The organism is Acidobacteriota bacterium (assembly GCA_021161905.1).
Classification (GTDB): domain Bacteria; phylum Acidobacteriota; class B3-B38; order Guanabaribacteriales; family JAGGZT01; genus JAGGZT01.
The window spans coordinates 1-19,584 of the sequence record JAGGZT010000072.1 but is presented as its reverse complement, the minus strand read 5'-3'; the positions used below and the strand labels follow the sequence as shown (position 1 = coordinate 19,584).

The 19,584-nt window shown below is 51.0% G+C and carries 17 protein-coding genes; all 17 read right to left on the bottom strand.

Annotated features, from left to right (window positions below; all coding sequences use genetic code 11):
* The coding region (locus tag J7L64_09990; protein ID MCD6452674.1) for a GAF domain-containing protein at positions 1 to 1,447 on the bottom strand (1,447 nt) is incomplete at its 3' end.
* Positions 1,437 to 3,995 (bottom strand): SpoIIE family protein phosphatase, encoded by a 2,559-nt coding sequence (locus tag J7L64_09985; GenBank protein ID MCD6452673.1) that lies wholly within the window; start codon positions 3,993 to 3,995, stop codon positions 1,437 to 1,439. The genes J7L64_09990 and J7L64_09985, both read right to left, overlap by 11 nt.
* Positions 3,996 to 4,009: 14 nt before the next feature.
* Entirely contained in the window at positions 4,010 to 4,363 is a 354-nt protein-coding gene (locus J7L64_09980; protein ID MCD6452672.1) for an STAS domain-containing protein, read from the bottom strand.
* 2 nt (positions 4,364 to 4,365) lie between these two features.
* A complete protein-coding gene (locus tag J7L64_09975) occupies positions 4,366 to 4,797 on the bottom strand; it encodes an ATP-binding protein (protein ID MCD6452671.1) in 432 nt (143 codons plus the stop codon).
* Positions 4,798 to 4,942: 145 nt separating this feature from the next.
* Positions 4,943 to 5,659, bottom strand: coding sequence for a DUF4412 domain-containing protein (locus J7L64_09970; protein ID MCD6452670.1), 717 nt, complete (start codon positions 5,657 to 5,659; stop codon positions 4,943 to 4,945).
* A gap of 115 nt (positions 5,660 to 5,774) precedes the next feature.
* Positions 5,775 to 6,638, bottom strand: a complete 864-nt coding sequence (locus J7L64_09965) for a hypothetical protein (protein ID MCD6452669.1) — start codon at positions 6,636 to 6,638, stop codon at positions 5,775 to 5,777.
* Between the two features lie 15 nt (positions 6,639 to 6,653).
* Positions 6,654 to 8,474: a M1 family metallopeptidase gene (locus J7L64_09960; protein ID MCD6452668.1), complete on the bottom strand. Its 1,821-nt coding sequence runs from the start codon at positions 8,472 to 8,474 to the stop codon at positions 6,654 to 6,656.
* A 37-nt stretch (positions 8,475 to 8,511) separates the two neighbouring features.
* On the bottom strand, positions 8,512 to 9,051 hold the full coding sequence (locus J7L64_09955; protein ID MCD6452667.1) for a 3-isopropylmalate dehydratase: 540 nt from the start codon (positions 9,049 to 9,051) through the stop codon (positions 8,512 to 8,514).
* 12 nt (positions 9,052 to 9,063) lie between these two features.
* Positions 9,064 to 10,374 (bottom strand): 3-isopropylmalate dehydratase large subunit, encoded by a 1,311-nt coding sequence (locus J7L64_09950; GenBank protein ID MCD6452666.1) that lies wholly within the window; start codon positions 10,372 to 10,374, stop codon positions 9,064 to 9,066.
* Positions 10,375 to 10,405: 31 nt separating this feature from the next.
* Positions 10,406 to 13,714: a PD40 domain-containing protein gene (locus J7L64_09945; protein ID MCD6452665.1), complete on the bottom strand. Its 3,309-nt coding sequence runs from the start codon at positions 13,712 to 13,714 to the stop codon at positions 10,406 to 10,408.
* 211 nt (positions 13,715 to 13,925) lie between these two features.
* Positions 13,926 to 15,050, bottom strand: coding sequence for an isocitrate/isopropylmalate dehydrogenase family protein (locus tag J7L64_09940; protein ID MCD6452664.1), 1,125 nt, complete (start codon positions 15,048 to 15,050; stop codon positions 13,926 to 13,928).
* Between the two features lies 1 nt (position 15,051).
* On the bottom strand, positions 15,052 to 15,558 hold the full coding sequence (locus tag J7L64_09935; GenBank protein MCD6452663.1) for a 3-isopropylmalate dehydratase small subunit: 507 nt from the start codon (positions 15,556 to 15,558) through the stop codon (positions 15,052 to 15,054).
* A gap of 10 nt (positions 15,559 to 15,568) precedes the next feature.
* On the bottom strand, positions 15,569 to 16,825 hold the full coding sequence (locus J7L64_09930; protein ID MCD6452662.1) for a 3-isopropylmalate dehydratase large subunit: 1,257 nt from the start codon (positions 16,823 to 16,825) through the stop codon (positions 15,569 to 15,571).
* 15 nt (positions 16,826 to 16,840) lie between these two features.
* Complete coding sequence (locus J7L64_09925) at positions 16,841 to 17,371, bottom strand: HD domain-containing protein (GenBank protein MCD6452661.1); 531 nt, start codon at positions 17,369 to 17,371, stop codon at positions 16,841 to 16,843.
* Between the two features lie 12 nt (positions 17,372 to 17,383).
* The gene (locus tag J7L64_09920; GenBank protein MCD6452660.1) at positions 17,384 to 18,160 is read right to left on the bottom strand and encodes a citryl-CoA lyase; all 777 of its coding nucleotides are present in this window, start codon (positions 18,158 to 18,160) and stop codon (positions 17,384 to 17,386) included.
* A gap of 14 nt (positions 18,161 to 18,174) precedes the next feature.
* A complete protein-coding gene (locus tag J7L64_09915; GenBank protein ID MCD6452659.1) occupies positions 18,175 to 19,080 on the bottom strand; it encodes a CoA-binding protein in 906 nt (301 codons plus the stop codon).
* Positions 19,081 to 19,584 (bottom strand): hypothetical protein (locus J7L64_09910; GenBank protein ID MCD6452658.1); only part of this gene is annotated, 504 nt, incomplete at its 5' end.

Genomic DNA, 19,584 nt, shown 5'->3' with positions numbered 1-19,584 from the left:
TCCTGGGATAACAATGACCCGCATTTACCGAGTATAACATCTTCCTGCTCGGTTCAATCACCGAAAAAAAGAAGGTGATAAATTTCTCCGGTGTGGAAGACTCGTAGATCACCTTGTTCAAATGCTCTGCAAGGAGGGAGATATCGGAGATAAATCTTATCTGGGCTCGAAGTGCCGCCTGAAGGGTGGAGACAAGAAGAGCAGCGGGCATCCCTTTACCCGAGACATCGGCGATGACAAAGGCGAGCTTATCCTCGGCTAAGGGGATGAAGTCAAAATAATCCCCGCCAACCTGACGACAGGGCTTGTTGAAAGCCTCCATCTCAAGACCAGGGATTGGGGGTGGTTTCTCAGGAAGGATGCTCCGCTGGATCTCCGCCGCCATCTCGAGCTCTTTCTCCATCCTCTCCTTCTCCAGAGAATGTTTGTAAAGCTCGGCGTTCTCCAGGGCGATCGCTGCCTGGCTGGCGAAACTTGAGAGAAGATGCTCATCGTCGGGAGAGAAATCGACCTCTTTCTTTAATACTCGCGATTCCTTATCCGCCACGATGATAACCCCCAATATCTTATCCCTCGCCTTGACGGGGATTGCCAGCGCCCTCTTACCAGGAAGCCAGGAAGGCATCTCCTCCTTATGACTTATCACGACCGAAGAACGAGAGGCGCTCACCCGAGCCAAAACCCCTTCCTCAGGAAGGTACTCCCCCTCGTTCAAATCGGCGATACCAAACTTCGCCCCAACAAAATATCTCTCATTCTCCCGGATCGCAAGCAAGCCCATCTTGGCATCGAGCAAGCCAACCGCCCGGATCAACACCTCTTCCTCAAGTGCCGAGAGCTCCCTCAGGGAGGTTATCGCCAAACCGAGATCGTAGAGGGTCTCCAATTCAAGCACCCTCTTATTCAACTCGAAATTGAGGTCCTTGAGCTCGGAAACCAATCGAAAATTGTAAAGTCCCAGGGCAAGATGGTGGGCGATAACAGAGATGAGATCATAATCCGACTCCCTGTAATCTCCATTCATAAATTTAGGACCCAGTATGAGAAGACCGATCAGCTCTCCCCGGACGATGAGGGAAACGATAATGTGAGGCTTGAGTTCCTCAAATGAATCCCTCTCCCTCTCGAAGAGAGAAGAAAGGGAAGAGGGACACTTATCGACCCTAAAGGGTATGTTATAAGCCGATAAGAACCTCGCTTCCTCTTCACTGACGCTTATCCTCAACTCCGGGGCAATACCCCGCCCAGCAAGAAGTTTAAATAAGGAGGTAACCGGATCATAGACGAAGATCGCCCCTTTGGAGACAAGAAGGGTGCCCAGGATGTGATGGAGAAGCATCCTACTTGTTCTATCGAGCCCCTCACCAGAGGAGAGATGTTCCCCGAACTCGGCAAGCCCTTTAAGGCTTAAAAGAAGCCGTTCCATCAATTCTTCATCAGAAGCCATCTTCCTCCTCTTTAACCTTTATTATCACTAAGGTTATATCATCGAACTGAGGCTCCCCCCGGCTAAACTCGTGAAGCTCCTTCAAGATCCCATCCCGCATCTCCCGAGCCGAAGAGATGGTATGGCTCAATATAACCCTCTCAAACCGCTCAAAGCCGAACTCCTCTCCGTCCTGATTCCTCGCTTCAATTATCCCATCGGTATAGAACACCAGATAATCCCCAGGACCAAGCTCAATCCTCTTCGCGCGATAGGTAGAATCCCTCCTTACCCCCAGGGGATAGGCGATCGATTCGAGCTCGGAGAGCTTCCCCCCTTTTTTCGAGTAGAGATAGGGGAAATGATGCCCGGCACTGGCAAAGGTAAGCGTTCTTGAGGGAATATCAAGAACCGAATAACACAAGGTCATAAGGAGCCTCTTCCTCAACGCCTCATACACCATATTGTTCATCGCATACATCACCTTGGGGACATCCGGAGAAACCCGAATTTGGTTAAGGAGACAACTCTTCGCCATCGCCATAAGAAGACCCGCCGATATCCCCTCACCACTTACATCCCCGATGACGATCGCCAATCTATCATCCCCAAGAGGGAAATAATCGTAGTAATCCCCTCCCACCTCCTTCGCTGGTCTGAAGTGGCTCACGATCTCATAGCCCGGTATCTTGGGATCAGCCACAGGAAGCATCGATAGCTGAATGGTGGAAGCGGTAAGGAGTTCCTGCTTTATCCGCTCGTTCTCCACTACCTCATCCAAATATTTCTTCAGGTCTTCGGTCATCAGGTTTATAGAGCGAGCAAGCTGGTAATACTCATCACGGCTGGGAAGCTTTATCTTACACTCGAGATCACCACACCCTATCCGTCTCACCCCCTCGACCAATTTGGCAAGCGATACCTTCATACCCCGACTTACCCTTCCCCCAATGTAGGTGGAGAAGATGATGAGGAAGAAAGCCACGACCAGAACCGCCAGATTCACCGCCCTAACGAGGACCAAATAGGAAGAAAAGGAGGAGGGAGTCTCCCCCTCACTCAAAGAGAAGATAGCGGTATAGGAGTTGTAAAGCTTAAGTTCGGCAAAACGCTTTTTATCTCCCCTCTCCCAATCAACCGCAGATAGGGGATAAGCAAGGATCAGCGAATTAAGAAACGAAGCCTCCTTTCTCTCGGTCCTCTGCTTCCCCCCTTTCTTCGTGTCTAAAGAAATTACGAGACCACGCTTATCCGGGTGAATAATGGTGGTAGCATTACTCCCTTTGTCTGCTGAAGGGGTCTCTTTCTTTATCGGGATAAACTTTACCGCATATTCCTTCTCCACCATTTGGATAAATTCATCCCTTAGGGGAACAAATAGGGCAAGCCGAACCCTCTTTCCTCCCTCTTCCCCCTCATAATAAGCAAAGATAAAGTAACCATTGCCCTTCTTAACCAGCTCTACAAGGCGGTCCTCAACTACCCAAGTTGGTATAGAAAAATTGGCAAAAAAATCAGGTGGAGTACCCTCACTTACCCCCCTTTCCACTTCCTTCCCCCTCTCCACCTCCACTATCGCGAAGATACCGGGAAAGGAATGAGCGATAGGAGCCACCACCTGTTGAGCAACCTCATTTAAGGAGCCATTTCTCATCTTCTCTTTGAAAGAGGGAGAGGAAGAGAGATTCGCCACATATTCATCAAGTGAACCTATATAGCTTCTATGGATGGCAAAAAGCTTAAGGGAGACGCTCAGAAAGACCATATTCCCGGCAATAACCGCAATCAGTATAACCATCGGGATAAGCGCCTGAAATACATAGGAGATAGCGGATTTGGTGCTCAGTCTTCGGCTCGTCTCCACCAAGCTTACCGCCAATACAAAGGTAAAGAGCATAATGTAAGTAATAAATGATTTGACAAACAGTGAATAAAGAGAACTCCCAAAATAGAAACCAGGAAAGGGCGACTTTGGGGAGATGAAAAGCCCCTTCGGGGTGAGGAAGAAGAAAACCCAGAAAAGAACGAGAAGCAAGAATAACTTTATCCTCAAGGAATGATGGGAAGAGGAGATCCCCTTTATCCTAGCACCATGGATGATGATCAGTACCACCAAAATGGCGAAAAAACTGGTACCAATCAAGTTAAGGAAAAAAATAAGTACTATTAGCCCGAGAAGGAATTTTCTCTTCTTGCTCGCTCCTATGTGATAGAGCCTGTAAAAGGAAAAGGCAAGGGAAAGGGAGAGAAAGATGGCTAAGGTATCGAGAAAGGAGAAAAGGATAAGCTTTAAAGGACCACTACCAACATAGGAAGAGATAAATGTCCCTACTCCGCCAAGTAAATAGAGAGCGAGGAAGGTAAATTCGTATACCTTAAGCTGTCTCCCTATCGTCCGATAGTTGAGGAAGGAAAGACGAGGGATAATGAAGAAAGCCGTAACGAAGGCAATCGCTATCTCTAAGGAGCGGAGATAGCCGGTGCCCATCCTTTGGACAACCGCCAAACAAAGCGAGCCAAGGGCAAATAGTAATGTTAACCCTCTCCTACCTTCTACCCATTTACTCATTGTTGAAGAGTACCTTAACCAGTGATCGCCTTTATCGCCTCTTCTTCAGTAGCAAATACCTTGGCATACTGGGTAAGGCCCATTATCCGAAATGTTTTGGCTATAGTAGGCGTAGGGGCGCAGAAGAAAATATTTCCTTTTACTTCAAGAACCTTTTCTATTATCTCAATTAGGATGGATATCCCAATGCTGTTTATCACCCGGGATTGAGCCAAGTTGAGGATAAAGTTTTTAACCCCTTCATCCATCAGCTGATAGCATTCCTTAGCGATCTTTTCTCCGCCTAAGTTATTGATATACCCCTCGGTAGAGATAACCGCATAATTATCTTCTTTTCTTACAGTTACTTTAAGTTCTTCCTCTTTCATCTTTATCCCTTCTTCCTCTTTCGAATAATAACGGTCGTCCCCTTCCCCTTTTCCGAATGTATCTCAACCGAATCTACCAGATTCTCGATGATCTTAAGCCCCCATCCTCTCTTCCTCTTTCCGGATAACATTTCCTCAATCGGCGGTGGATTTAGCTCCTCGGAATTAAACCCCACCCCGGAATCGCGCACCACTACCATCAATTCATCGTTTGCGATCTGGAACTTAAGGTATACCTTTCCATCCTTACTCTTGCTATGTTCAAAGGCGTTGAGGCAGGCTTCGATGGTCGCCATCTTCACCTCGTCTTCTTCATTCTGATCCAGCTTCATATAGCGAGCGAGTTCGGAAACTACCTTCCCTACTAAGAGCTCGATATTCGGGAGAATAGGAATGGTAAGCTCAAGCTCTTTCGTCTTCACTTTCTTCTTCATATCATCCACTGGTCCTTCCTCGCTGCCTCAACATTTTAAACGATAGGAAGAAACCCTCAGTTCGGAGAAGGGAAGAAAGATATAGGAAATTGGCATAACAAATCAGTAAAAGGGGAGGGAGCATAAGCTCCCCCCCTAAACCCATCTAATGGGGCATCTTGGGAACGGAAGCTTCCTCCTTGGTAAGTCCAGGAGGAAGTTCAAAAACGCTCTTCGGGATCGGGGTAGTCCTAACGGTCATCACTTCAGTCTCGGTTTCCATCTCCATACCCATCATATTCATCTTCCCATGGGAACGGATAGGATAACCCCGGAGGTTCTTCCATTTCTCCATCACCTTGGGACCGTAAAACTGCCCCCCAAATAGCTCCATATACTTCTGATACTCCTCCCAGGGAATAGCAATATCCTTGGTGAGCCACATCGAGGTCTCCATATTGGTGCCCCCCTTCATTGTGAGGCGCACCTCATAGCAGTTCCATCCCTTTATCTTCATCTTTTTACCCGTCTCCGTAAGCTCTACCTCTGCCTTCTCTCTTCTCATCGTAGCCCTTGCCATTCCCACCATCTGTTTAAATTCATCTATCGTAAGCTCACGGTATGTCTTCCGCTCAAGGTCTATCATCCAAATTAGATTTTTATCCAGTCTCACGATCATAACTTGCTTGCTTCCCACATCTTCGGAACGCATCATATCCTTAGTAATCCAAATCCGTTGAGTGGTCGTCCTTCCCGGTTCTCCCATCATTGCGCTGGTCTTCATCTGCTGTTCCACATATATATCAGCAAACAGCAGGGAACTGACGGCAAAAACCGACATTAGCAAGATAAGCAAAAACCAGGTAAATTTTCTTGATCGCATTAAACCCTCCTTTCGTTAGCTTTCTCATTATAACATACTTTGCTAAAAAATTTTATTCTATTCTGATCAACCAAAGTAAGAACTAAAGAATAAAATACCCCTCTCCTTTTTCTCACTACCTTCTTCTAACAGAGTAAAGCGAACATTCACTCGAATAAAAGGCGAGCGTAAGCGCCACCCGGAATAGGAAGTAGAGCTGATAGACGAGAAACAGGAGGAGAGGTGCGCTCTGATGGAGAACCCTCCACCCAAGAAGATGAACACCATAGGTAACCGCACCACCTATAAGGAACAGGAGAAGATAAAGGGAAAAAGAGGCACCAAAGTTGTGGAAAGAGAAGGAAAGGGCAGACAAGGTAGAGCGAAAGGCTCCTTTCTTCTCACCAACCACCATCCCTATCTTGGCGTAATCGAATACCATATCGACGAACAGAAGGAGAAAAAGGATAACGAGGTTTAAGGCGAGCTTGGAGTAAAAGACGAGTGGCTCATTCGGGGAATCGAGAAATATGCGAGAGATCAACTTGTTCCCACTTCCTCCGAGGAAGAGAATCACTCCAAGAAAGATAAGGGAGATCAAAAAAAGGCGGAGAAAACGGAGAAAATACCGCCCTCCCCCGGTAAAGAACTGGCAGATGTCCCCTTTTTCTTCCTTAACGAAGACAGATATAGCACCACCAGCAAAGAAGAGGCTCAGCAGGAGAAAAAGTAGCCCCCCAAATAAAACGAAGGGGAGACTAAACGCCGCCTTAAAAAGATCGGAGTGAGGAAGGAGGGCAGGAAGGAAGGAGTTCGGATCAAGAGCCAATGAGGCTTTAGCTGCCACCTCGCTTCCGCCAAGAGCCCCCTTAAAAGCGCCCAAGAGAGGAAGAGCGATAAGGAGAAAAAGGAGAAAGCTGATCAAATAGACGATCCCAACCAACCATAGATTTTTTCTTAACTTCTTCCATCCTAAAGAAAGAGACCTAAAGACGATCATCGGAACCCTCCTCGTTTAGCTTAGGGAAGCAATTAGGAAAAGAAACTGCTCGAGGAGATAGCTTGCATGGACGAAGAGAGACCATATCCCTTCCTTTCCCCCATCAAGCAATCTGGAGTTGTTCGAGGTATCGATATCAAGCGGTATCTTGCCCTCAGGATCCACCCTCACTGCGGAGACTTTAGCCTTCCCCTGATAAGTGAATTTATGATACCGTTCTTCTCCGCTCCACTTCTCCTTTATCTTTTTCCCATTGGAGAAGGTTACCTCTACTTCCACCGGTATCTTGACCTCTCCCTTCCTCACCACGAAAACCTCTGAGAGATACCGGTCTTTCCCCTCCTTCCTATTCCTTATCGTTCCAACCGCATAATCGACCTCACCATCCCCATACCAGAGCTGATTGAAGAATGGGGTGAGATCCTCACCGGAAACCTCATTCGCTACCTTGAAGAAATCGGTTGAGGTGGGATGCTTGAACCGATAACGCTCAAAGTAGGTGCGAAGGATCCTATCGAACCTCTCCCTTCCCAAATAGTTCTCAAGCGTTTTTAAGGATAGCGCTGCTTTGGAATAAACCATCGCACTGTAGCTTCCGGGGAAAAACTCCCAGGAGGGCTTCACGATGGGATCGAGCCTTGAAGAGGAGAGGTACTCGAGCCTCCTCACGCTAACCGCGCTCAGGGAAAATCTTCCGAAATTGAACTCACTCCCCCCCTTTCCATAGATAGCCTCCATCGCCCGTCCTTCGGAATAGGTATTTATTCCCTCATCGAGCCAAGCTTCATCTGTCTCGTCGTTTGCCACCATCCCATACCAGTATTGATGCCCGAACTCGTGAACGATAACCACCTCTGGAAGAAGAAGACCGGGGAGGAAATGATGGGTGAACCAGGTAGTACCAGCGGTAATCAGGGTGGGATACTCCATCCCGCCGGCGGTAGAACCCCGTGGCGGATCGACCACGGTCAACCTTTTGTAGGGATAAGGACCGAGCCACTTATCGAAGAACTCCATCGCTCCCTTAGCTGCCCTTAGATGACGCGCTACTTGGTCCTTATGCGCCGGCTGATAGAGAAAGACTATCTCGGTGTCCTTATAATGCTCCTTAGCCACCAGCATATCCGGCGAGGCGGTCCAGGCAAAGTCATGGATATCCTCTTCATAGAAGGTGATCGTCTTCGTCCCATCCCTGTGCTTCACCTCGGATATGGGATGTCCGCTCGCCCCTACCACATAGTTCGCGGGAACGGTAATCGCCACCCGATAGACCCCGAAATCGGCGAAGAACTCCCCTGGCATATGGTAATGATTACAGACCCATCTCCCATCGGGAAGGAGTACCCCCATCTTGGGGAACCACTGGGAGATAAAATAGAAGTTCCCCACATATCCCGCTCGAGGCGCTCCTTTAGGGATCTTGCTCCTGAATCTTACCCTGAGGCGAAGCTCTTCGCCCGGCTTAAGGGGCTTAGGAAGGGGAAGCTTCATAATATCACCCAAGATCTTCGCTTTAGGCAAAAGCTCCTCGCCAGAAGCAAGAGTGATCGCTTCCAGTTTCACATAACCCCAGCCTTTGTTCCTCTTAAGCCTTATGGTAAGCCCGGGCGATTCCTTCGCTGCTACTGTGTTTTCGTCCTTGAAGGCGTTCCAGTATAGATGGAGCCAGAGCTCCTGAACCTCCTTCGCTGAGGGATTCTTGAAGGTTATCACCTCATCCCCGATGATAAACTTGTTCACCGGATCGAGCCTAACCGAGATGTCGTAAGAGGCGATTCGGGAAGAAAGGGGCTCCCTCGCCAATAAGGTAAGGGGCAAAAGCAAGCAAAGTATCACAAGAAACCTTCCACTGTCCCTCAATTCCTACCTCCTTTCACTTAAACAATTTCTTTCCATAGGCAAAGAGGTTCCCTGCCCTGTATATCTCGAGCTGGACCCTGGAAAAGGGTTTACCACCGGGAACCTCCTCATTCCTCGATACATTGAATATCCTTCCGCTCACAAGATCTACCCTCAGTACATCCCCGGTAGCCACCAGCCCCGAGTTCATAATCCCAGGAGCAGTAAGGATGGGAAAGCCGGAGTTTATCGCATTACGCTTGTATATCGCTCCGAATGACTCCGCGATGATTAGGGCGATCCCAAGCGAGATGAAACAATCCACTGCCTGTTGCCTTGAGGAGCCGGCGCCAAAATTCGCCCCAGCCACGATAATATCGCCGGGGGATGCCTTCTTCGGAAAGTCCTCCCAGCCAGCAAGACTGCTGAAGGCATATCTCCCCATCTCAGCAATATCGGTTATCGCAAGGTAGGCGTTATGATATATCTGGTCGGTATCGATATCCGTTATCGGCTTTCCCTCCTTATCGAGGATGACCCAGCACCTTCCTTCGATCACCGTTGGTCTTTCCATAGCCTCCTCCCTCTATTCAGGAACAGTTATCCTCCCGGTCAAGGCGGAAATGGCGGCGGTTGCCGGGCTCGCCAGGTAGGTGAGACCTGCTCCCTGCTTTCCGGGGAAGTTCCTGTTGGCGGTGCTTATCTGAACCTCACCCTTCCCCGTCATCCCTATCTGTCCTGAGGCACAACCGCCACAACCAGGATTGCTCACTATCACCCCGGCATCGTAGAGTACCTCCAGGATCCCTCGCTTAAGGAGCTCGCCGTAAACCTCTTTGGTGGCGGGAACCGCCTTCACCATCACCCCCTCCTTGACCTTCTTTCCTTTCAGTATCTTCGCCACCACCTCGAAGTCCTCCACCCTTCCATTGGTGCAGGAGCCGATAAAAACGGAATCTATCCGTTCCCCGGCTACCTCGGTGACATCAACCACATTATCCGGCTTCGGAGGAAGGGCTATCTGAGGGGATAAGGAACCTATACCTATCTCCACTTCCTCCCTATAGCTCGCCCCCGGGTCGGCATAGACCGGGACGATCTCTCTTCCGGAGCGAGAGCGACAGAACTCGATCACCCCCTCATCAGGAGGGATGAAACCAACGATCCCCCCCATCTCGGTCACCATACTGGCTACGGTTATCCGTCCATCGAGGGAAAGTTTCTCCACCGCCTCGCCATAGAACTCGATCGCCTTCCCTAAAGCCCCTCTTGAGCCCAGCTGGCGAAGGATGTAGAGGATAAGATCCTTCGGGGAAACGGGATAGCTAAAATTCCCCTTCACCACGAGCTTCATCGTCTCCGGTACCTCAAACCAGGTCTTACCCGTCCTGAAGGCAAAGGCAATGTCCACATCTCCCATTCCCTGGCCAAAGGCGCCGATGGCACCGAGGATGTTTAGATGGGAATCCGTCCCCACTAAGGTCTCCCCGGGAAGGATGAGCCCCTGCTCAATATCTACATGGGAGCCGATGCCCATATCGACATCGAATACCCTTAACCCCTGCGCCCTCGCGAACTCACGGCATATCTGCTGGTTATTGGCATAGGGAATGTTCTTCGCCGGGGCAACGCAGTCGAAGGTGAACCAGGTTTTCTCTCTATCCGCCACCGGGGTATCGTCGAACTCCCGACGGTAATTGAGCACCACATTGGCACCGCCGAAGTCCCGAGCGGTCCTCCCATCGAGCTCGATCCAGACGACATCCCCCGGGGAGACAGAGTCTTCAGAGGAGTGAGCTTCGATTATCTTCTCGATTATCGTCTTTCCCACCGCTTTCCTCCCTCTATCAAAGAGAAGAAACAACGCATCTAATACAAAAGAAGGGGTAGCACCCATAAAGGGGTGCTACCCCCTGGTATCTCTCTTTCTATTTGAACTCAGGATAAGGTGGAAGATAAGGAGGACGCTTGGGGAGCTTCTTCGGCTCCTTCTTTATCTTCTCGAGGAGGATCTTGACCGCCATCTCGAGCTGAGGATCTCTTCCCTTCACCACCAGATCGGGCCTGTTATCGACCACGATATCCGGATCGACCCCGTGGTTTTCCATCACCCACTTGCTATCGAGCCCGTAAACGGAGAACTCGGGCATCGTAACATAGCCACCATCGAGCAAGGGGGTATAACCGCGGATACCCCGGACACCACCCCAGGTCCTGGTTCCGATCACCGGTCCCAACTTGTACTTCTTGAAGAAGAAGGGGAAGATATCCCCGTCAGAAGCGGAGTAGGCGTTGCAGATGGTCAGCATATGACCGTGGAAGACCACCGAAGGTATAGTTGAATCGGCGCCGTTTCTGCTCATATCCATCCCGATCAGGATCCTCCTCAGCCGTTCCAGTATCAGCTGATCTACAAATCCACCACCGTTGTAACGGACATCGATAATCAGCCCCTTTTTCCTCACCTGAGGATAGAACTGACGCACGAATTCGTTAAGCCCATCTGCACTCATATCCGGGAGGTAGATGTAGCCGATCAAGCCGTGGCTCATCTTCTCCACCTTCTTCCGGTTCCCCTCGACCCAAGCCAAATAGCGGAGGTTGAACTCATTGGCTATCGGCTTTACCGTGATGTTCCAGGCACCCTTCATAGTCGGTTTCGAGTTCACCGTGAGGACCACCGGCTTTCCTACCGTGTTCTCAAATAGGGCATAGGGGTTGGTGGGAGCGGAAAGCTCCTTCCCTTCCACTGCGAGGAGGTAATCTCCTTCCTTCACCTTGATCCCCGGCTCGGCAAGTGGTGCCCGGTACCTTTCCCTCGAGTTGTCGCCACGATAGATCTTCTTGAAGCGATAACGACCGCTCGCTTTATCGAGCTCAAAATCGACGCCGAGCATACCCACATTGACATGTTCCACCTTGGGCATATCACCGCCACCAACATAGGTATGGGAATTACAGAGCTCTCCCACCATCTCCCCAAGTAGATAGATGAGGTCAAACCGATGGGCAACATAGGGGAGGAGTACCTCGTACTTTTTCTTCATCTTCTTCCAATCGACCCCGTTCATCTTCGGGGAATAGAAGTAATCCCGCTCCAGTCGCCAAGCCTCAGCGAACATCTGCCTCCACTCTGCTCTAAGATCAACCTTCATCTTCATCCCGGAGAGGTTAAGTGCTCCATCACCCACCTTGTACCTCCTCCCGGCGATATCTACTATCCCGTAGGTCTTACCACTCCGGTAGATCAACTTCTTTCCATCAGGGGAGATGTCATAGTTAGCTATTGGCGAAAGCAGGGTGAAGTCTTTCTTCGCCTTTATGTCGTAAAGATGAAGAGCGGGTTTTTCTGGTGAGGACGGTCCGGAGAGACCTCTAGTAGGAAGGGTGATGTAGAGTATCTTCCCTTTCACTGCGGAAAGATTGCTAATATTGCCCGGCTTAATTGGGATCACTACGGTTCGGTTCTCCATCCCTTCAAGGTCGATGCGGAACTCCTCTTTTTTCTTCTTCGCCTTCTCCTTTTTCCCTTTCGCCGGCTTCTTCTCTTCTTTGGGTTTCTCTTTCTTCGCTTCAATCATCTCATCTTTGGGGGCAAACGGTGAGGGAATATCCGCTCTAACCGTCATCAGGCAGATCCTGGTGGTTCTGTTGTAGACATAGCTCATATCGAAGGTTCCCAGGGTAGCGTTGTAGCTTCTGTTGGTGAGGAAGTAGAGGTATTTCCCATCGGGATCGAATACTGGAGCGAAGTCATCGGTGAACTGGCTCGTCACCCGGTAGATCTTCTTCTCCGGAAGATGATAGAGGAAGATGGAGGAAAAGCCGTTCTCCTCTGCTTTGGAATAAACAACCCAGTTACTGTCGGGGGACCAGTTGTAATATCGAATCTCCCACTGTTTCGCTTTATCGATTAGGACCGGCTTCTTTTTCTCTATGTCCACATACCACAGCCTCAGGCTCTTATCGGCAAAGAGGAGCTTCTTGCTGTCCGGAGACCAGCGAGGTGGAAAGCGGAAGCATTTACCATCGAAGGTAATCCTCTTCTCACCACCAAAGCCCCTGGCAGGACGGAGGTAGATCTCGTCTTCCCCGGTTTTATCCGAGATGTAGGCGATCCACTTGCCATCCGGGGAGTAACTCACATACTTCTCCCGGATACCGGAGGTACAGGTAATATCCCTGGTTGCCCCTTCCTTCTTTGGCACGATGAAGATGTCGCCCCGGGCGACGAAGATGGCGTTCTTACCCTCGGGGGCAAGGCCGAACTCACTGATGAACTTGCTCCCATCTACCCACTTCGAGCGGGCATAGGCAAAATCACCGGGGAGGTAAACCGTTATCTTCTTTGCCTTCTCCGTGGCGAGGTCGAGAACATAGAGATAACCACCGTTTTCAAAAACGATCCTGCCATCACCCAAAGAGGGCCAATTGACATCGTACTCCTTGAAATGGGTTACTTGGTGAAACCTCTTGGTGGAAAGATCGTAACACCAGATATTCATCCGCTCGTACTTCCCTCGATCGGAGGCGAAGTAGATCTTGTCCTTGTACCACATCGGGAAGGTGTCGGTACCCTTGTACTTGGTTATCCGTTCGATCTCGTTCTTCCCAAAATCGTAGATCCAGATGTCCTGTGCCATCCCTCCCTTATACCGCTTCCAGGTACGGAAGTTGCGGAATATCCGGTTGTAGGCGATCTTCTTTCCATCAGGAGAGAACGAAGTGAGACCGCCTTTCGGCAGAACGATCTGCTCCGGAAGCCCGCCATCGATGCTCACCTTGAACAATCTCCCGAACCAGGTGTTGAAGGTGTTCCTCCGGGAAAGGAAAAGGATATGCTTTCCATCGGGGAACCACTCGATCACCTCGTGATTGGGACCCATTCGTTCCGACACATGGCCCACATCAGGAGCATAGGTGAGCTGTTTCGGAACTCCCCCCTCTGCCGGGATAAGGTAAACATTCATATTCCCGTCGTATTGACCGGTGAAGGCAATCCATTTTCCATCAGGAGAGAACTTGGGGAAAAGCTCAAGTCCAGGATGTGAGGTAATCCTTCTCGCCATCCCTCCCTCGCTCGAAACCAACCACAAATCGCCAGCATAGGTGAAGACGATCTTATCCCCGTAAATATCGGGGAATCGCATCAATCTTCCCTCTTTCATCGGCTGAGCGAAAAGGAGCAAAGGAGCGAGAAGGAGCGCTAAGAAGAAAGCCAACCTAACCTTTCTCATCTAACGCCTCCTTCTTTGATTTTGGAAGTTATTAAAATTAAAGATTTCATCCCCCTTTTTATCAGGATATTACAGAGCATCTGCTAAAATCAAGAGAGTTTTAAACCTCTTTCCTTTATTTTAAACGAGATTAAGAAAGATAAGTTTTCTAAATTAAAGGGGCTGTCCGTTTTTGGACAGCCCCTTTTGCCTGCAAAGCGATAAACCGTGCTCAGCGCTCAATCTTCTCCGCTATCGCCCGCGCCATATCGAGGGTGGAGGCATCACCACCCATATCATAGGTCCTCACTCTTCCCTCGCGGATAACCTCCGCAACCCCACCCTCGAGCCTGTCAGCGAGCTCCTCCTCGCCCAGATACTCGAGCATAAGCTTGGCACTGAGGATTGCGGCGATCGGGTTCACCTTGTACTTGCCAGCATACTTCGGCGCAGAACCATGGGTGGGCTCGAATACCCCGTAATCATCACCTATATTGCCTGAGCAAGCAAACCCCAAACCACCGACCAGCTGAGCGGAAAGATCGGAGATGATGTCGCCGAACATATTTCCCGCCACCAGCACCGAATAACGCTCCGGGTTCTTGATTAGCCACATACACATCGCATCGATGTTCGCCTCCTGAAGCTCGACATCAGGATACTCCTTGGCTATCTCCCTCGCCTCACGGACCAACAGCCCCCCAGTCTCCCTGAGCACATTGGGCTTCTCCACCACGGTAACCGATGGACGATTGTGCCTCTTCGCATACTCGAACGCCTGACGCACGATGTTCCGACAAGCCTTCCTCGTATAAACTCTCACCGAGACCGCGATATCATCAAGGGGCACATCCTTGAACCTTTTAGCCTTCTCCGAATACTTGAGGAATACCTCCATCACCTCGGAAGGAAGTGGGTGAAACTCGATCCCCGAATAAAGACCCTCGGTGTTCTCCCTGAAGACCACGAGATCGATATCATCCCGATAGTTCAGAGGATTCCCCGGATATGCCTTGCAGGGACGGATGTTGGTATGAAGGTTAAATTCTTGCCTCAACCTCACGATGGGACTGAAATAGACATACCCCTTTCCCTTAAGCTCGGGATCGAGCTCCTTTGCCGCTTCTTCCTTAGGCTTTGAGGTTATCGCCCCAAACATACAGGCATCGGTTGTCTTAAGCATTTTTATCGTCCGATCAGGAAGCGGGTTCCCCTCGTGCTTCCAGAATTCCCAACCGATATCCCCTTCAATGTATTCGGCATCGAATTTCAAGGCATCGAGGACGATCCTTACCGCATCGAGGACATCCTTACCGATACCGTCTCCGGGAAGCCATGCGATCCGGTACTTCGCCATCCTACTCTCCTTTCTTTTCTAAACCAAGCTTCTTCCTTAAGTATGGGATTAGTCCTCCCTCCTTCATTATGCCAAGCACCTCAGGGGGGAGCGGAGGGAAAGAAAACTCCTCCCCCTTGGTTCTTATAACCCCAACTTCGAAATCCACCTCGATCTCATCTCCATCCTCGACCGCAGAGACCACTTCGGAACAGGTGATGGCGGGAAGCCCCGCATTTATCGCATTACGGAAGAAGATGCGGGAAAAAGAGATAGCGATCACTGCACCTAATCCAGCATATTTCAGGCAAAATGCTGCTTGCTCCCGCGATGAGCCACAGCCAAAATTCTTTCCCCCAACGATTACATCACCTGGTTTGACCTCCTTGGCAAACCTCGGGTCGAGGTCCTCAAGGGCATGGGCTGCCATCTCCTCGGGATCGGTTACGGTGTAGGTATACTTCCCGGGGAAGATGACATCGGTGTTCACATCGTCTCCATACTTCCATACCCTTCCTCTTATCGCCATCTCATCCTCCTTAAAGGAGCTCTCTCGGATCGGTGATCACCCCGGTTATCGCCGAGGCAGCAACGGTGGCAGGGCTGGCGAGGTAGATCTCGGCATCAGGACAACCCATCCTCCCCTTGAAATTGCGGTTGGCAGTGGAGATGCAGACTTCGCCTGGAGCAAGTACCCCCTCGTGGGCACCAAGACAGGGACCACATCCCGGATTCATCACCACCGCCCCACAATCTATGAGTTCCTCAATTATACCCGCCTTAAGAGCATCCCGGTAAACCTCCCATGAGGCAGGAAAAACAAGGAGCCTCACCTTAGAGGAAACCCTCCTTCCCCTAAGAACCTTCACCGCCTCCTCGAGGTCCTCAAGCCTCCCGTTGGTGCAGGTGCCGATCAATGCCTGATCTATCCGCCTCCCAGCGACCTCAGAAACCGGCTTAACATTATCCACCGTATGAGGGCAGGCTACCTGAGGGGGAAGATCGGAGATGTCATAGGTGAGCACCTGCTCGAAATCCGCATCGGGATCGGAATAAACCGGTTCATACCGCTCTTTTGTCCTCGAGGAGAGCCACCTCTCCGTCTTCTCATCCGGGGGTACATAACCGATCTTCGCCCCCATCTCCACCGCCATATTGCACAGGGTCATCCTTCCGCCAATGCTCATAGCGGAGACCACCTCTCCGGTGTACTCAACCGCCTTGTACAAAGCACCATCCGCCCTTAAATCACCAATGATGTGGAGGATGATATCCTTCGGCGAGACAAGAAGGGGAAGTTTCCCTCTGATCTCGATCTTTATCGTCTCGGGAACCCGAAGCCATATCTCCCCGCTCGCCCAGATAGCTGCCGCCTCACTCCTTCCGATCCCAGCGGCAAAGGCGGCAAAGGCGCCGTAAGTGGTAGTGTGGGAATCGCTTCCCAGGATGAGTCTCCCTGGCAGGGCGAACCCCTTCTCGGGAAGTACCTGATGACAGATCCCGGTGTTTATGTCGTAGAAGTTCTCAATCCCCTGCTTATTAACGAACTCACGGATTACCTTGTGATTGGTGGCATAGGTGGAGTTGGCCGGGGGAACACAATGATCCAATATGATGACGATCCTATCCGGATGGGCTACCTTCTCCACCCCGATCTTGGCGAAGGTCTTGGAGATGGCAGCGGAATTATCGTGGGACATAACGATGTCCGGAGAGACGGTTACGATCTCCCCGGGTACAACCCTGTCCTTTCCCGACTTTTTCGCCAATATCTTCTCGGCAAAGGTCATCCCCATAGAAAACACCCCCTGCTACTTTAGCCACTCGAAGTTTATGAAATCGGCATGGTGGAGGATGATCGCCTCGGTCGTCCTCTTCGCCCCTTCCCCTTCCTTTGAGTGAACCGCAATTATATGGAGTACCTCGGGAGGAATCCCTTCCTCATAACAAAGAGCAACCCCAGAAAAGGGATGACGGAGAAGCCTACCATAATAGCTCTTCTTGAAATTGCCATTTTCTTCAGCGAACTCGAGCATCTTTCCCACATCGTGAAGGAGGGCACCGGCGATAAGGTGATCGTGATTTATCTTTATCTTATCTCCGTAAACCTCACGAAGCGCCTGCTCCGCCTTATAAGCCACCTGAACCACCCCCCGGATGTGCTCGACCATCGTTATCGGGGAGCTCTCGATGAGGAGGGTAAAGGGCATCCGGGATAGATCTTCCACCTTCCAACCACCAAGCTTTATCGCCCGCTCCCATACGGCAAGCACCTTCTCCCTGAGCTTTTTATCCTCGATAAGGTTGAATTCCGGTATCAATGCGACCAATTTGTCCTGCATTTTTCCTCCCCCTTAAAGGCTCCTTTCCGGAGGACCATCGTACTCGTGGTCGGTAGGGTGGATCTTCCGCATCGGTTTCATTCGAACCTTCTCCTCGTGGATATGAGCTATCAGCCCAGGGACACGCGCCATTATGAAGAAAGCGTTCCCAATCTCCGGTGGGATAGAGAGCTCGCAGAGGATGGCAGCAATTGCCCCATCGACATTCAGAGGAAGCCTCCTCCCAGACGATTTCTCAAGCGCCTCCTCGATCGCCTTAGCCAGCTCGAGGTAGCTACCAGCGATACCAAGTTCCTTAGCGAGGGCGAAGAGCTTTTTCGATCTCGGATCGTCGGTATGATAGCGATGGCCATAGCCAGATATCCTCTTTTTTGCCTCCTTCGCTTCAGCCACTACCTTCTCCGCTATCTCAGGGATCGCTCCTTCACCTTCATCCACCCTCCTCTTCGCTGCGATCAGGGTGTGCATACAATCCTCTATCGCCCCGCCGTGAAACCGGGAGATAGCGAGTACCCCGGCAGCAAGGGCGGAGCTCAACGGAGCACCAGTCGATGCCACGGTAAGCGCTGTCAAGGTAGAGGGAGGAGTCGCTCCATGATCGATGGAGGAAACCAAGATGGCGTCGATCATCCGCCCTACCTTCTCGTCGGGAAGCTCCCCGGTAAGGGCGAGGTAGATCGCTTGAGGAAAACTCACCCTCCCCATCAACTCATCTATCCGATAACCCCTTAGGAGGAGCTTATTCGGCTCCACCTTGGTTATACCAGTCTTCCAATGAAGATCTCCCATTTCATCCTCCTTGTTCAGGAAATACCCTTTAAGACCTCGGAGGCGACCTTAGGGATATCGCCGAAATCACGGACAATGTGGGCACCCACCTCCTTGAGGCGGGATACCTTCCCCTCATAGGTCCCCCGTCCGCCCTCGATGATGGCACCGGCATGGGAAAACCTGGTTCCAGATGTCGCCGCTGCCCCACCGATGAAGGCGACTAAAGGCTTGGTAAACCTCCCCTCCTCTATCAGATCCGCTACTCTCTCCTCCTGGGTGGTTCCTATCTCTCCGAACATCACTACCATCTTCGTCTCCGGATCCTTCTCGAAGAGGAGCATAACATCGGGAAGGGGAAGTCCCACCACTGGATCTCCTCCTACATGAACGATGGTCGTCTGACCGATACCAGCCACCTTGTTCAAATAATAGGAGATGGAAGAGGTAATTCCACCACTACGAGAAGCAACCCCTACCGGACCCGGCTTGAACCAGCTTCTGGCACTCTCTGCCCTGCCCCCTATCATACCGAGGATCGCCTTTCCCGGAGAAAGTATCCCCAAAGTGTTGGGACCGATAAATTTCGCCCCCTTCTCCTCCGCCTTCTCCACGATGGTAAGCACATCGTATATGGGAACCCGATCGGGTACCAGGACAAGTAGCTTGACCCCGGCGTCGATCGCTTCGAGCGCTGCATCCTTGACCAGGGGAGCGGGCACGAATATGACCGAGGCGTCGATCGGTCCCGCCTTCTCCCAAGCCTCGAACACCGTGTCGAACACAGGGACACCATAAACATCGCCTCCGCCCTTCCCCGGGGTACACCCTGCCACCACCTTGGTGCCGTAATCGAGCATCAGCCGGGTGCGCACCATCCCCTCACGACCGGTTATGCCCTGAACCAAGACCCTGGTATTCTCGTCGATGAGGATCGCCATTTACCCCCTCCTTTTCCTCTTGTAATCATCGAGCCCTGGGATGGGAAGCTCTACAAATAGCCCTCCTCCACCATGGAACTGACAGGCAATCTCGCAGGCTAAACATTCGATACATTTCCCCCTTGCCGCCTCCTCTTCACTTATGGCGAGCTTGGGAAGCCCATCCTCGATCTTTAATATCCCCGGGATACACTCAGCGATACAGGGCTTTTCCTCGCATCTCTTGCATCTTTCATAATCAATATGGATGAATCCGGTAAGTGTTTTGAAGGAGTAGGATGGGCTTAACGAAGAAGACTCCTCCCTTTTCTTCCTTGCGACAGACGGCGGAGAAAAACCCTTTATCAGCTCGGAAAGCCTCTTGGCGCAGAACTCCGGTGTATCATCCCTGCCGTAGCCCTCGATGGGCGCCGGGAGATCCTTGGTGTACTTGGCGAGGATCTCTATCGCCTTCTCCTCCGCATTCCCCCCGAGACGGATAACCGCGGGTATGGAGAGCCACTC